The following is a 14,193-nucleotide window of genomic DNA, read 5'->3' on the forward strand; positions in this document are numbered from 1 at the left end:
TTGAACAGCGCCGCGATGAAGAGGTCCCCATGCTCCACGCACCAGCCACGCTCCGCCCGGCCGCCGCGCCCGCAGTCCCCTTCCCGGACGCGGACCTCATGCGCGTCGCGGACCTGCTCTCCGCCGCGGAGCGGGAGCGCTTCGCCGAGCTGCGGGAGGTCCTCCAGGAGCAGGTCCGGCCCCTGGCCGTGCCGTTCTGGAACCGCGAGGAGTTCCCCTTCGCGCTCCTGCCGAAGCTCGCGTCCCTGGGGCTCGGGCGGCTGCAGACGGACGGGTCCTCGCGGCTATTCCAGGGACTTGCCTACATGGAGACCGCTCGGGCCGACGTCTCCCTGTCGGCGCTCGTCGGGATCCACAACGAGCTCGTCGTGGGCATGGTCCACGACCTCGGCTCCGAGGAGCAGAAGCGGCGCTGGCTGCCGGGCCTCGAGGCGTTCACGTCCCTCGGCGCCTTCGCGCTCACCGAGCCGGAGCACGGTTCGGACATCGCCGGCGGCCTCGCCACGACCGCGACGCGCGACGGCGACGGCTGGGTCCTGCACGGAGCGAAGCGCTGGATCGGGGCCGGCACCATCGCCGACTTCGTCCTCGTCTGGGCGCGGGACACGGAGGACGGCGCGGTCAAGGCCTTCATCGTCGAGACGGACCGGCCCGGCTTCACGGCCACGAAGATCGCGAACAAGATCGGGCTGCGCATCATGCAGAACGCGGACCTCGTGCTCGACGGCGTCCGGGTGCCCGGGGCGAACCTGCTGCCCGGGGCCACGGCGTTCGACCGTGCCAACGATCTGCTGCGGGACTCCCGCGCGTGGGTCGGCTGGCAGGCGGCGGGGATCCAGCTCGCCGCGTTCGACATCGCCCGGGCGTACGCGCTCGAGAGGATGCAGTTCGGCAGGCCGCTCGCCGGCTTCCAGCTCGTCCAGCAGCAGCTGTCCGAGATCCTCGGCAACGCCCAGGCGTCCCTGTCCCTCATGGTCGAGCTCGCCCGCATCCAGGAGGCCGGCGGCCTCGAGATGGCGCAGTCGGCGATGGCGAAGGCGACCACCACCCGACTGGCCCGCTCCTCGGTGGCCATGGGCCGGTCCCTGCTGGGCGGCAACGGCATCACGACCGACTACGAGATGGCGAAGCTGTTCGGCGACGCCGAGGTCCTCTACACGTACGAGGGAACCTACGAGATCAACTCGCTCATTGTGGGCCGGGCCGTGACGGGGGCCTCCGCGTTCGTCTGACGGTTGCGCGCGGCGAAAGCGGGTATGCCGAAGGCGTCCGAACCGTCACCAGACCCCGGAGGAAGCCATGACGCGCGTGGACCGGATCGCCGAGCCCTGGGGAGCCAGGACCCCGTACGGAGAGGGCGAGCCGTGGCCCGTGCGGGTCGACACCCACCTCGACGGCAGCCTCAGTCCCGGTGAGGTGGACCGCTGGGTCCAGGCCGCTTCCCTCCTGCACTCCAACGGCGACGCGATGGACATCGCGGTCAAGGACGAGCGCATCGTCGGGGTGCGCGGCCGGGCGTCCGACCGGGTGAACCACGGCCGGCTCGGGGTGAAGGACCTGTACGGCTGGCAGGCCAATTCCTCGCCCGACCGGCTGACCCGACCGCTCGTGCGCGAGGGCGGCCGTCTGGTCGAGACCGACTGGGACACGGCGATGGGCCGGATCGTGGGGCGCACACAGGAGCTCCTCGCGGAGCAGGGGCCGAGCGCCGTCGGCTTCTACACGACGGGGCAGCTCTTCGCGGAGGAGTACTACACGCTCGGCGTGCTCGCCCACGGCGGCATCGGGACGAACCACGTGGACGGCAACACCCGCCTGTGCACCGCCACCGCGGCCGCCGCCCTCAAGGAGTCCTTCGCGAGCGACGGCCAGCCCGGCTCGTACACGGATGTGGACCACGCGGACGTCATCGCGCTCTACGGGCACAACGTGGCAGAAACGCAGAGCGTGCTGTGGATGCGGATGCTGGACCGCCTCGCGGGACCGAATCCGCCCAAGGTCATCTGCGTGGACCCGCGCCCCACCGAGGTGGCGCGCCACGCGACGGTGCACCTCGCGCCGCTGCCCGGCACCAATGTGGCCCTCATGAACGGCCTCCTGCACGAGATCATCGCCAACGACTGGGTCGACCACGCCTACATCGACGCCCATGCGGTCGGCTTCGACGAACTCGTGAAGCAGGTCCAGGAGTACACCCCCGAGACCGTGGCCCACATCTGCGATGTGCCCGCCGAGCAGATCCGCGAGGCGGCGGCGATCCTGGGCCATGCTGAGCGGCTCCTCTCCACCGTCCTGCAGGGCTTCTACCAGTCGAACCAGGCCACCGCAGCGTCGGTCCAGGTGAACAACGTCAACATCATCCGCGGCATGCTCGGGCGCCCCGGCTGCGGCATCCTGCAGATGAACGGCCAGCCGACGGCCGAGAACACCCGCGAATGCGGGGGCGACGGCGATCTGCCCGCCTTCCGCAACTGGTCCAACGACGAGCACGTGAAGGACCTCGCAAGGGTCTGGAACGTGGACCCGATGGAGATCCCGCACTACTCCCCGCCTACCCACGTGATGCAGATGATGCGCTACGTCGAGGACGGCTCGATCAGGATGCTGTGGGTGAGCGGGACGAACCCGGCCGTCTCCCTCCCCGAGCTGTCCCGGGTGCGCTCGATCCTGGCGCAGGAGCGGCTGTTCCTCGTGGTGCAGGACATCTTCCTGTCCGAGACGGCCCAGCTCGCCGACGTCGTGCCGCCGGCCGCGACGTGGGGGGAGAAGACCGGGACGTTCACCAATGTGGACCGCACCGTGCACCTCTCCGAGAAGGCCGTGGAGCCGCCCGGCGAGGCGAGGGCCGATCTGGAGATCTTCATCGACTACGCGCACCGGCTCGGCCTGAAGGACCAGGACGGCGCGCCGCTCGTCACATGGCACGACGCCGAGTCCGCCTTCGAGGCGTGGAAGGAGTGCAGCAGGGGCCGTCCGTGCGACTACACGGGGATGACCTACGAGAAGCTGCGGGGCGGCTCGGGGATCCAGTGGCCGTGCACGGACGAGCAGCCCGAGGGGACGGAGCGCCTCTACGAGGACGGGAAGTTCTTCAGCGCCCCGGACTACTGCGAGAGCTACGGACGCGACCTCGTCACGGGCGCCCCCGTGGAGCCGACGGAGTACAAGGCCCTCAACCCCCTGGGCAAGGCCATCCTGAGGGCCGCCGAGTACGTCCCCCCGCACGAGATCCCCAGCGAGGACTACCCGCTCATCCTCATCACGGGCCGCACGCTCTACCACTTCCACACTCGGACCAAGACGGGCCGGGCGCCGGAGCTCCAGGCCGCCGCCCCGGACGTCTGGGTCGAGCTGTCCGAGGCGGACGCCTCCGCGTTCGGCATCGGCGAGGGCGACCTCGTCACGGTCAGCAGCCCGAGGGGCTCGGTCAGCGCCAAGGCCCGCATCACTGCCATCCGCCGCGGGGTGGTCTTCCTGCCGTTCCACTACGGCTACTGGGACACCGAGGGGGGCCACGCGCCGGACGGCGCAGGCCGCGCCGCCAACGAGCTGACGATCACCGACTGGGACGCCTGCTCCAAGCAGCCGATCTTCAAGACGGCCGCGGCACGCGTGGAGCGCGCCGCGGCCGGAGAAGGGCCGGCCCCCGCGCCGACCACGACCGCCTCGGCTCCCATCCGGCCCGCCGGCCCCCCGACGCGCGGGCCGAGCGACGTGGACGAAGAGCTGGCAGGGCAGGCACGGGAGGTGGCGCTGTGAAGATCGGACTGGCTCTGGAAGAGCTCCACCGCTCGGAGGCCGAGCTCGCCCGCGAGCTGCTCAGGGTCTCGGACCGGCACAAGGTGGACCACGAGGTCTTCCACCTGGGCCGCGACCTTGCCCGGTGGTCCCAGGAGCACGTGGCGCTGATCGCCGAGATCGGCCACGACTACGGCCAGGACCTCGACCCGGAGGCCGGCGGCCCGCTCGGACCGCTCGAGCGCGTGGTGGAGAAGGGCAGCGAGCTCACGGGACGGATCAGCGCGCCGGGCCTCCTCATGCTGCGGGACTTGCGCGAGGTGTACATCAAGGCCTCGGGGGTCTCGGTGGACTGGGAGCTCCTCGCCCAGGCGGCGCAGGGGATCAAGCACCGTGACCTGCTCGCCCTCGCCCAGCGCTGCCACCCGGAGACCCTCCGGCAGATGCGCTGGGCCAACGCCAAGCTCAAGGAGAGCGCCACCCAGATCCTGGTGAGCTGATGGGCCCCGCGAAGGAGGCAGAGGGCCCGCAGAGCGGAAAGCTCTGGCGCCCGGCGGCGTCGTATGACTACGGTTCCCGTATGGAACAGGACGATCGCGTGCCGCCGCCCCCGGGCCTTGCGGCATACGACCACGACGCGCCGCTCGACGACGGCTACAGCCAGGGCGAGAACTACGGCCACAACCAGGAGCCGCTCCAGCTTCATGACCCCCGCCGCTACGCGGACACCCCGCCCGGCGAGCCGCGCACCGAGCTCCCCGCCCCGCCCGAACCCGCGCGGCCGAAGCGCCGTCCCCACACCGCCGGTCTGGGCACCTCCGGGGCCGCGGGCATCCCCGACGCCGCCGGCGCCGTGCACACCGGATTCGGCGACACCGACCGCGACTGAGCGCGACCTACCGGCGAGTTCACACAGGCGCACACACTCGCGGACGGCCGCCCGCATCGGCCAGACTGGCCCCATGCACAACACCGACTTCATCCAGGTCTCGCACGCCGGATCGCTCCCCCGCACGCCCGAGCTGCTCGCGGCGAACGCGGCCCAGGCCGCGGACCCGGACGATTCGGCGGCGTTCGAGGACCTCCTCGCCGGCTCCGTCAAGGACATCGTCGCGAAGCAGCGCGAGGCCGGGGTCACCCTGCCGAACGACGGCGAGTACGGCCACACGATGTCCAACTCGGTGGACTACGGCGCGTGGTGGAACTACTCCTTCTCGCGCCTCGGCGGCCTCTCGCAGGGCGGCGTGGACCGCTGGCAGATGACCGAGGAGATCCGCTCCGAGCCGGGCCACATCCGCCTCACCACGATGCGGGACCGCCGCGACCGGGTCCGCTTCAACGAGGCCTACAACGATCCCAACTCGTTCATCCTCACCGGCCGCAAGCCCGTCGCCCAGCCCACCGTCACGGGCCCCATCACGTACATCGGGCAGGAGGCCGTGCAGCGCGACGTCGCCAACCTCAAGGCCGCCCTCGCCGCGAACGGCTACGAGACCGGGTTCCTCCCCGCCCTCTCCCCCGGCTCCGCGAGCCGCCTCCTGAACGAGTACTACCAGGACGAGGAGGAGCTGGTCTTCGCGTGCGCCGACGCCATGCGCGAGGAGTACAAGGCCATCATCGACGCCGGCCTCACGGTCCAGATCGACGATCCCTCCATCGCCGAGAACTGGGACATGATCAACCCCGAGCCGAGCCTGGCGGACTACCTGAAGTTCACCCAGGTCCGCGTCGAGGCCCTCAACCATGCCATCCGCGGCCTGCCGCAGGAGCAGATCCGCTTCCACCTGTGCTGGGGCTCCTGGCACGGCCCGCACACCACGGACATCCCGTTCAAGGACCTCGCCGAGACGATGCTCTCGATCAACGCCGGCTCCTATTCGTTCGAGGCGGCCAACGTCCGCCACGAGCACGAGTGGAAGGTCTGGCGGGACCTCGACCTGCCCGAGGAGAAGACGATCGCCCCGGGCGTGGTCTCGCACGCGACCAACGTGGTGGAGCACCCGGAGCTGGTCGCGGACCGCATCGAGAACTTCGCCTCGATCGTGGGCCGCGAGCGCGTCATCGCCTCGACCGACTGCGGCCTCGGCGGCCGCGTCCACCCGCAGATCGCCTGGGCCAAGCTCGAGTCGCTCTCGGAGGGCGCGCGGATCGCGAGCCAGCGGCTCTGGGGCTAGGGCATGGCGCACGACGCCGGCGGCCCGGCTCCCGCGGCAGGGGCGCCGGCCGCTGTGGCCCCGCAGCAGTCCCCTGAGGTCACGCTCCGCTTCCTCGCGGCGCCGACGGACAAGGGCCACTCCGGCTCGGTCGACGCCGGCACCGTCCTCGAGTGGGTCGACAAGGCCGCGTACGCCGCCGCCGTGGGCTGGGCGAAGACGTACTGCGTGACGGCCTACGTGGGCAACATCCACTTCGCCGACCCCGTCAACGTCGGGGACATGGTCGAGGTCACCGCCACGATCGTGTACACCGGACGCAGCTCGATGCACATCCGCACCGTGGTGTCCTCGGGCGATCCGAAGGGCGGCACGCCCACGATGCGCAGCGACTGCCTCGTGATCTTCGTGGCCGTCGGCGAGGACGGGCGCCCGGTCGAGGTCCCGGCCTGGATCCCCCGGACCGAGGCCGAGCGGGAGGCGGAGGCGCACGCGAAGGCCCGCGTGGCCGTGCGTGACGAGATCGTCGCGTCCATGAAGCGCCAGGAGTACACCGACGCCGGCACCGCCGAGCGCGTGGTCCTGCGGTTCCTCGCGGCCCCGACGGACGTGAACTGGGGCGGCAAGGTCCACGGCGGCACCGTCATGAAGTGGATCGACGAGGCCGCGTACGTGTGCGCGTCCCGGTACTGCGGGCGGGACGCCGTTGCGGTCTTCTCGGGCGGCGTTCGCTTCTACCGGCCCCTGCTCATCGGGGACGTCGTCGAGGTGGAGGCCAGGCTCGTGTACACCGGGACGAAGGGCATGCACATCGCGGTCCATGTCCGCTCGGGCTCGCCCCGCGGGCACGGGCTGCACCTGACCACCTACTGCCTCACGGTCATGGTGGCCCGGGACGAGACCGGGACCGCGGTGCCCGTGCCCCGCTGGGAGCCTGTCTCCGACGAGGACCGGCGCCTGTGGGAGCACGCCCGCGAGCTGCTCGAGATCCGCGGGAAGGCACCCGGGGGCCGGCTGCCGAACCACCTGCTCGGCGCCTGACCCCGCACACGGCTCCGCCGCGACTTCCGCGTAGCGGGGCCGCCGGATACGCTTCGCCTGTGCCACTTCGGGGGTGGCCATCTCGGGGAGGAACTGACGTGCGCGTCACCACGGTCCGGGGGCACCGCAGCGCCCTCAGAATCCTGTCTGCCTGCGCCCTGGGCGCCGTCCTGTGGGGCGGTGCGAGCGGCCCGGCGAGTGCGACTACCGCGCCCAGCCCGCCGCCGTCGGCCACCGGCATCGCGACCGCGTCCGCCACGGCCCCGCCCTCGGACACGGCGGGCGCTGCCGCGCCGCCCGTCACCGGGACCGCCTCGCCCACGGACACCGCGCCCGCGCCGGCCAGCAGCGCCGCCACCGCGTCGCCCTCGGACACGGCGGCCGCGCCGACCGCATCCGCGACGCCCACCGCGTCCGCCACGCCCCCGGCCACCGACTACGCGGTGCGCGGGGCGATCGGGGCCAAGTACGCCGCGGACGGCGGCGCCTCCGCGCTCGGGGCGCCCCTCGGCAACGAGGTGTGCACGGGCCCGCGGGGCGGCTGCTACCAGTGGTTCACCGAGGGACTCATCTGGTGGTCCTCCACCACGGGCGCGCACACGGTGCGCAACGACGGCTTCCGCTTCCGCTACGAGCTCGAGAACTGGGCGTGGGGGCCGCTGGGCTACCCGCTCTGGGACATCGAGTGCTCGGCCCCGGGCGGCGGCTGCTACCAGCGCTTCGAGGGCGGCATCCTGTGGAGGGACCCCAGCGGGAACCCGGCCACCTGGCCGCACGGCGGGATCGGCGCCCGGTACGCCGCGCTGAACTGGGCCTGGGGGCCGCTCGGCTATCCCGCCGGCGACGAGCAGTGCTACCCCGGCAGCACCACCTGCTGGGAGCCGTTCGGCGGCGGCAGCATCTGGTGGAGCCCCTCCACGGGCGCCCACATGGTCCGCGGCGCGATCGGCTCGGCGTGGATCGCCGACGGCTGGGCCCTCGGGCTGCCGCTGCAGGACGAGCAGTGCACGGGCCCCCGCGGCGGCTGCTACCAGTGGTTCCAGGGCGCCGTGTACTGGTGGTCCGCGGGGTCCGGGACGCACTACGTCAAGGGCGGCATCAAGGCCGCCTACGAGCGGCTCAACTGGGCGTGGGGCGGCCTCGGCTACCCGCTCACGAACGAGTACGCGGTCAGCACCGGCCAGCGGCAGGACTTCCAGGGCGGCAGCATCCTCTGGGACTGGCACAGCGGCGCCACGTCGGTGCTCTGGCACTGATTCCTACGTTGTCCTTCCCCTCCGGGGGAGTCTGAGCTAACCTACAACCAAATGGTTGTAGATCAGAGCCTCCGAGACCTGTCCGACGCGGAGATCGACCGGATCTTCGCAGCGCTGGCAGACGCGACCCGCAGGGACATCCTGCGGCAGTCGATGCTGCGCGACCAGTCCGTCTCGGAGCTCGCCCGGAACTACGCCATGAGCTTCGCGGCGGTCCAGAAGCACGTCGCGGTGCTCGAACGGGCACTGCTCGTCACGAAGGAACGGCGCGGCCGGGAGCAGATCGTGCACTCCAATCCCGCGGCGCTCCGCACGGCGGCCCGTCTCCTCGACGCCTACGAGGCGCTGTGGAGGGACCGTATCCACCGCATCGAGGCCATCCTCGGCGCGGAGACACCGCAGTCAGGCACCGACCAGGGGACCCAGCAATGACCTTCGTCAGCAGCACCAAGGACACCGAGAGCCTCACCCTCACGCTCGTCACCGAGTTCGCCGCCGAACCGGCCCGGGTATGGCAGGTGTGGGAGGACCCGCGCCAGCTCGAGCGGTGGTGGGGGCCGCCCACGTGGCCCGCCACCTTCGCCACGCACAGCCTCGTCCCCGGCAGCCGCTGCCACTACTACATGACCGGGCCGGACGGCACCAGGGCCCACGGCTGGTGGGAGATCACCTCCGTGGACGCCCCGCGCCGCCTGGAGATCGAGGACGGCTTCGCGAATGAGGACGGCTCCCCCCTGGACCCGGAGGACACCACTTCCTTCGTGGTCACGTTCGAGGACCTCGCGCCCGGCACGCGCATGACCACCGTGAGCAGGTTCCGCAGCCTCGAGCAGCTCGAACGGATGGCGGAGATGGGAATGGAGGAGGGCATGCGCCAGGCCTCCGGCCAGATCGACGCGCTGCTCGCCGAGGATGCCCGGGACAGCGCGGGCGAGCCGGCCGCCGGCTGACCCCCATCCGGCCACAGCACGGCGGCGCCGGGCCACCCGAGGTGGCCCGGCGCCGTCGTGCGCGTCCCGGCGCGGCTAGCTGTGCGCCCGGTCCGGCCGGCTCAGCACCACGAACGAGCGTCGGTGGCTGATGTAGTCGCTCGGCCACGTGGCCAGGGCGCGGATCTTCTGCATGCTCCCGGAGAGCAGCACCACGTGCACGCCGAGCCAGGCGAGGAAGGCGAGCGGGCCCGAGAGCAGCTTGCGGTTCGGGCCCGGCCCGACCTCCGCCACCGCCGATCCGCGCCCCACCATCGCCATGTAGCCCTTGTCGGAGTAGTGGAAGGGCTCGCGGGGCCGGCCGTCGATGTCGGCGAGGATGTTCTTCGCCGCCCACCCGCCGGCCTGCAGGGCGCAGGAGCCGAGCTGCGGGAGCTTGTTGCCCTTGTCGTCGGTCATGTTCGCCGCGTCGCCCAGGACGTAGACGCCGTCCATGCCGGGGGCGGTCAGGTCGGGGTTGACGTCGATCCGCCCGCCGCGGCCCTGCGGCAGGCCCGAGCCCGTGACCACGGGGCCGGCCTTGAGGCCGCCGGCCCACACCACGAGGGTGGCCGGGATCTCGCTGCCGTCCTTGAAGACCACCTTGTCCGGGGCGATCTCGCTCACCGGGACGCCGAGGTGGAGCTCGACGCCCATCCCCTCGAGCCTGCGGGCCGCGTACTGCTTCGACTTGTCCGAGAAGGCGTTGAGCACGTTCGGGATCATGTCCACGAGGTGAACCCGGCACCGGCTGGCAAGCCGCGGGGAGAAGTAGTCGCCGAGGACGTACTTGACCGTCTCGGCCATCGCCCCCGCCGTCTCCACCCCCGTGGGGCCGCCGCCGATCACCACGAAGTTCAGCTCCGCGCCGTCGTCCGCCCGGTCTGCCGCCTCGAGGGCATTCGAGAGCGCCCCGCCCAGGCTCACGGCGTCGTCCACCGAGTACAGCGGGTAGGTGCGTTCCTCCGCCCCGGGGGTGTTGAAGAAGTTCGCCTCCGCGCCGGAGGCGAGCACGAGGAAGCGCCCCTCGTGCACCTTGCCGTCCGAGGTGGTGACCCGCTTCGCGGCCGGGTCCACGGACGTGACCTCCTCGACCAGCACACGCACGTTGGGCTGGCTGCGGAAGATGTCGCGCAGGGAGCGCGCCACCTCCGAGACGCCGAGCTGCACGGTCGCGACCTGGTACAGGAGCGGCTGGAACTGGTGGTAGGGATTCTTGTCGATCAGGAGGACCCGCACGCCCTTGCGCCCGAGTGTCTGGGCAGCTGCCACGCCCGCGAACCCTCCGCCGACCACGATGACTTCGTAGTTCTCGTCCACACGCGCGACACTACCGAGTTGCCAGCGGGCTGTGAACCGCCCGCGCAGCCGGGCGCGGCGGAACGCCTTGTCGCCGAGCACAAGGCAGGCCGCCCGTTCCTGTGCGCGGACCCACACGCCGGCCCCCGCAGGCCGCCTAGCATGGTGCTGGTCATGGGCCCCTGCGGGGGCAGGAGCGCTTCAAGGAAGAGGCAGTGGGCCGAACGATCAATGACATCCTCGCGGAGCTTCCGGCGGGATGGGCACGACTCGGGCTCGACGCGGCAGGGGCAGACCCCGCCGTCGGACGGGTCCTCATGCTGGATGCCGAGGACACCGATGAGCAGCCCGAGGTGCGCGCGGCCTTGGTGTGCCTCGTCGGGGCACGTGGCCGCGCCGCCCTGCCGGCCGTGAGGCGCCTGGTCGGCGCGGGGCCCACGGCGCTCGCGGTCAAGGCCTCGGAGGAGCAGGCCCCGGAGCTCGAGGAGCTGTGCAGGGCCGGGGGCGTCGGCCTGCTGCTCATCGCCCCGGACGCGCCCTGGGACCAGATCCTCTCGGTCGCCAAGTCCCGCATCCACGACGCCGAGCCTCAGCCTGCGGCTATGGCTCTGCTCGAGGAGGACCTGTTCGCCCTCGCCCAGACCACCGCGAGGGTCACGTCGAGCCATGTGGTGATCGAGGACGCAGCGAACAGGGTCCTCGCGTACTCGACGCTCTCGAACAACATCGACGAGCTCCGCAAGGCCTCCATCCTGACCCGGCGCGGGCCCCGCGAGTACGAGCTCATGCTCAAGGACCTCGGCGCCTACCGCGAGATGCACCGCAGCCGCGGCGTCGTCCGTGTCCCGGCCAGCCCGGACCAGCAGCTGCGCGAGCGGGCCGCGATCGCCATCTTCGCCGGCGAGCGGATCATGGGCTACATCTGGCTCCAGGAGACCGGCTCGGGCTTCGGCGACGACGTGGTCTACGCGCTGACGGGCGCGGCCCGGCGCGCGGCGTCGGAACTGATCCGCTACCGGAACCAGCAGTCGGTCACCATGCACGAGGACAGGATCGGCCGCCTGCTGTCCGGCCCGGCGGAGGCGGCCGCGGCCGCCAGGACCCTCGGCGTGGCGGTCGACACGCCGTCGTGCCTGCTCCTGGTCGGCCTGTCCCGCCCCGACGCCCTCGCCGAGGACGCCGAACTCGTCCACGGGCAGCTCGCCGACCTCGTCGCGCTGCACGCCGCTGCGTTCAAGGCATCCTCGATCGTGGGGCAGCACGAGGGACACACGGCCGTGGTGGTGCCCAGCCTGGCCCCGCGCACGGCCACCGCCGCGCTGCGCTCGCTCGCGGGCCTGATCGTCGCGGACGCACGCCGCCATCTGGGGGCCGTGGCCTTCGTGGCCATCGGCCGGATCGTCCCCGGCGTGGCCGCGCTGCACGGCTCCCGGGCGGAGGCGGCGGCCGTTTTGGACTGCCTCGTGCGCGACGGCGCCCTGCAGGTCGCGTCGATCGAGGACGTCGAGACCGAGGTCCTCCTCCACGAGGCCATCGCCCGCTTCGCCTCCTCCGGATTCAGGCACCGCGCGCTCACGGACCTCCTGCTGACCGACGCGGAGCTCGCGGAGACGCTCGAGAGCTACTTCGGGGCCTCGATGGACGTCTCCGCCTGCGCCCAGGCCATGCAGGTCCACAGGAACACGGTCTACTACCGCGTCGGCAAGGCCGAGCGCCTCACCGGCCTGGACCTCGGCAACCCCGCCCACGCCACGATCGCCCAGCTCCACCTGGGCCTGTGGCACCGCGGGGAGCTCGACGGCGCCGGGAGCGGGCGATGAGCGGCGCTCCGGCCCTCCTCCAGGCCCGGCGCAGCGCCGGAGTCGAGCCCGACGCTCTCGGCAGCCTCCTCCGCGACCTCGTCCACGAGTTCCGTCCCGCCCGCGTACAGGGCTCCGTCCCCGGCCACATCCCGCATCTGGCCGCAGCCGACTTCAGGCACTTCGGCATCGCCGTGGCCATGGTCTCGGGAGAGGTCCGCACAGCCGGGGATGCCGGGGAGCCGTTCTTGATCCAGAGCATCTCGAAGGTGTTCTCGCTGGCCCTGGCCCTCGGGCACGAGGACGGCCCGGACTTGTGGTCCCGGGTCCTCCGCGAGCCCTCGGGCACCGCCTTCAACTCGCTCGTCCAGCTCGAGGCAGAGCGGGGCATCCCCCGCAATCCCTTCATCAATGCGGGCGCGCTCGTGGTCACCGACCACCTCCTCGACGCCTTCCCGGATGCCAGCGACCAGGTGCTCGGGCTGCTCTCCGGCCCCGCCGGAGGGGGTGCGGTGAATACGGAGGCCTTCGAGTCCGAGCTGGCCAGGAGCGAGCGGAACTTCGCCCTGGCCCACTTCCTCGCCGACCTCGGCAACCTCCGCAATCGCCCCAGCGAGGTGGTCCGCCACTACGTCCGCCAGTGCTCGATCGAGATGTCCTGCGCCGACGTGGCGCGCGCAGGCCTCTTCCTGGCCAACGACGGCGTCGGTCCCTCGGGGAGGGTCGTCTCCGCCTCGGCCGCCAAGCGGATCGGCGCCGTCATGCTCACGTGCGGGATGTACGACGCCGCCGGGGAGTTCGCCTACCGCGTCGGGCTGCCCAGCAAGAGCGGCGTGGGCGGCGGCATCCTCACCGTGGTGCCCGGCGTCTGCTCCATCTGCGTGTGGAGCCCGCGCCTCGACGCGCACGGCAACTCCCTCGCGGGCACCGCCGCCCTCGCGGAGCTCGCCGACCGCACCGGCTGGTCCATCTTCTGACCCTCCACGGGGGGCGCTCCGGACCGCGCGGGGCCGTCCGAATCGGCATATTGCCAATCGTTACCGCAGTCCCATGGTCGGCCACAGTGCCCCGTGCTACGTTCAATCGAAGAGTAATGAGCGCCAGTGCCAAGCCCTGACTTAGCTGGCCGGCAACCCTCCAGGCGGCGGGGTGCCTCAGGTGACTACTCGGCATTCGTTCTCGATACGCAAGCCCGAAGGAGCCCCGTCATGCCCGATACTGCGACCGAGCAGACCGCGGCGGCAGCCGCGACCACTCCGCTCAACGACCCGGCGGCCCCCGGCGGGCCCGCCGAGGAGAAGCTGGCCTACCGGCTCCTGACCGGCCCGGACACCCGCGAGTTCTGCGCCAAGATCTCCCAGGCGCTCGCCGACGGGTATGTGCTCCACGGCAGCCCGGCCGCGACCTTCAACGGCACGGACGTCATCGTGGCCCAGGCCGTGGTCCTGCCCCACACGGTGGCCCGCGCAGACGCCGCGGTGGCCTCCGCCGTCGACTCCCTCGAGTACGAGGGCGAGGGCCACGCGTGAGCTACGCCGGCGACCTCACCCCCGAGGAGGCCTGGGCCAAGCTCGCGAGCGGCGAGGCCGTGCTCGTCGACGTGCGCACCGAGGAGGAGTGGGCCCACGTGGGCATCCCCGACACCAAGGGCACCGAGAACGATCCGCTCTTCATCCCCTGGGTGTTCGAGGGCGGGATCCCCAACCCGGACTTCGTCATGGAGCTCGAACTCCAGGGCCCCGACGACAGGACCACCCCGCTGCTGTTCCTGTGCCGCTCGGGCCACCGCTCCGCGGCCGCGGCCGCCGTCGCCACCAACCTCGGGTTCACCGCCTACAGCGTCCTCGAGGGCTTCGAGGGCGTGCCCGGACCCGACGGCGAGCGGACCGTGAACGGCTGGAAGAACCGCGGGCTGCCGACCAACCTTGGACAGGACTGA

General features: G+C 71.8%; 14 protein-coding genes and 1 riboswitch. Of the genes, 13 read left to right on the top strand and 1 reads right to left on the bottom strand.

Annotated features, from left to right (window positions below; all coding sequences use genetic code 11):
• Nucleotides 1-29: 29 nt before the first annotated feature.
• From J2W20_RS05085 to J2W20_RS05125, 9 genes are all read left to right on the top strand, one after another.
• The gene (locus J2W20_RS05085) at nucleotides 30-1,232 is read left to right on the top strand and encodes an acyl-CoA dehydrogenase family protein (protein ID WP_307005161.1); all 1,203 of its coding nucleotides are present in this window, start codon (nucleotides 30-32) and stop codon (nucleotides 1,230-1,232) included.
• Nucleotides 1,233-1,299: 67 nt separating this feature from the next.
• Nucleotides 1,300-3,759, top strand: a complete 2,460-nt coding sequence (locus J2W20_RS05090) for a molybdopterin oxidoreductase family protein (RefSeq protein WP_307005163.1) — start codon at nucleotides 1,300-1,302, stop codon at nucleotides 3,757-3,759.
• Entirely contained in the window at nucleotides 3,756-4,238 is a 483-nt protein-coding gene (locus J2W20_RS05095; RefSeq protein WP_307005166.1) for a hypothetical protein, read from the top strand. Before J2W20_RS05090 ends, J2W20_RS05095 begins: the two co-directional genes overlap by 4 nt.
• Before the next feature lie 80 nt (nucleotides 4,239-4,318).
• Nucleotides 4,319-4,627: a hypothetical protein gene (locus tag J2W20_RS05100; protein ID WP_307005168.1), complete on the top strand. Its 309-nt coding sequence runs from the start codon at nucleotides 4,319-4,321 to the stop codon at nucleotides 4,625-4,627.
• 73 nt (nucleotides 4,628-4,700) lie between these two features.
• Nucleotides 4,701-5,912 (top strand): cobalamin-independent methionine synthase II family protein, encoded by a 1,212-nt coding sequence (locus tag J2W20_RS05105; RefSeq protein WP_307005170.1) that lies wholly within the window; start codon nucleotides 4,701-4,703, stop codon nucleotides 5,910-5,912.
• A gap of 3 nt (nucleotides 5,913-5,915) precedes the next feature.
• Nucleotides 5,916-6,932 carry an acyl-CoA thioesterase gene (locus J2W20_RS05110; RefSeq protein ID WP_307005171.1) on the top strand — a complete coding sequence of 339 codons (1,017 nt, stop codon included), beginning with the start codon at nucleotides 5,916-5,918 and terminating at the stop codon, nucleotides 6,930-6,932.
• 98 nt (nucleotides 6,933-7,030) lie between these two features.
• Nucleotides 7,031-8,188, top strand: a complete 1,158-nt coding sequence (locus tag J2W20_RS05115; RefSeq protein ID WP_307005172.1) for an LGFP repeat-containing protein — start codon at nucleotides 7,031-7,033, stop codon at nucleotides 8,186-8,188.
• Nucleotides 8,189-8,239: 51 nt separating this feature from the next.
• Complete coding sequence (locus tag J2W20_RS05120) at nucleotides 8,240-8,620, top strand: ArsR/SmtB family transcription factor (RefSeq protein ID WP_307005173.1); 381 nt, start codon at nucleotides 8,240-8,242, stop codon at nucleotides 8,618-8,620.
• A complete protein-coding gene (locus J2W20_RS05125) occupies nucleotides 8,617-9,138 on the top strand; it encodes an SRPBCC family protein (RefSeq protein WP_307005174.1) in 522 nt (173 codons plus the stop codon). The genes J2W20_RS05120 and J2W20_RS05125 overlap by 4 nt, the downstream gene beginning before the upstream one ends.
• Before the next feature lie 75 nt (nucleotides 9,139-9,213).
• Here J2W20_RS05125 and J2W20_RS05130 read toward each other — a convergent pair whose 3' ends face one another.
• Nucleotides 9,214-10,476, bottom strand: a complete 1,263-nt coding sequence (locus tag J2W20_RS05130) for an NAD(P)/FAD-dependent oxidoreductase (protein WP_307005176.1) — start codon at nucleotides 10,474-10,476, stop codon at nucleotides 9,214-9,216.
• A gap of 194 nt (nucleotides 10,477-10,670) precedes the next feature.
• Here J2W20_RS05130 and J2W20_RS05135 point away from each other — a divergent pair, with 194 nt between their 5' ends.
• The 4 genes from J2W20_RS05135 (at nucleotide 10,671) to J2W20_RS05150 (ending at nucleotide 14,193) form a co-directional block, all read left to right on the top strand.
• On the top strand, nucleotides 10,671-12,275 hold the full coding sequence (locus J2W20_RS05135) for a PucR family transcriptional regulator (RefSeq protein ID WP_307005177.1): 1,605 nt from the start codon (nucleotides 10,671-10,673) through the stop codon (nucleotides 12,273-12,275).
• Nucleotides 12,272-13,231, top strand: coding sequence for a glutaminase (locus J2W20_RS05140; RefSeq protein WP_307005179.1), 960 nt, complete (start codon nucleotides 12,272-12,274; stop codon nucleotides 13,229-13,231). Before J2W20_RS05135 ends, J2W20_RS05140 begins: the two co-directional genes overlap by 4 nt.
• A gap of 112 nt (nucleotides 13,232-13,343) precedes the next feature.
• Nucleotides 13,344-13,453, top strand: a riboswitch (SAM riboswitch).
• A 9-nt stretch (nucleotides 13,454-13,462) separates the two neighbouring features.
• On the top strand, nucleotides 13,463-13,783 hold the full coding sequence (locus tag J2W20_RS05145; protein WP_307005181.1) for a DUF1737 domain-containing protein: 321 nt from the start codon (nucleotides 13,463-13,465) through the stop codon (nucleotides 13,781-13,783).
• The gene (locus J2W20_RS05150; protein ID WP_307005182.1) at nucleotides 13,780-14,193 is read left to right on the top strand and encodes a rhodanese-like domain-containing protein; all 414 of its coding nucleotides are present in this window, start codon (nucleotides 13,780-13,782) and stop codon (nucleotides 14,191-14,193) included. The genes J2W20_RS05145 and J2W20_RS05150 overlap by 4 nt, the downstream gene beginning before the upstream one ends.

Source organism: Sinomonas atrocyanea (assembly GCF_030812675.1).
GTDB lineage: Bacteria > Actinomycetota > Actinomycetes > Actinomycetales > Micrococcaceae > Sinomonas > Sinomonas atrocyanea_B.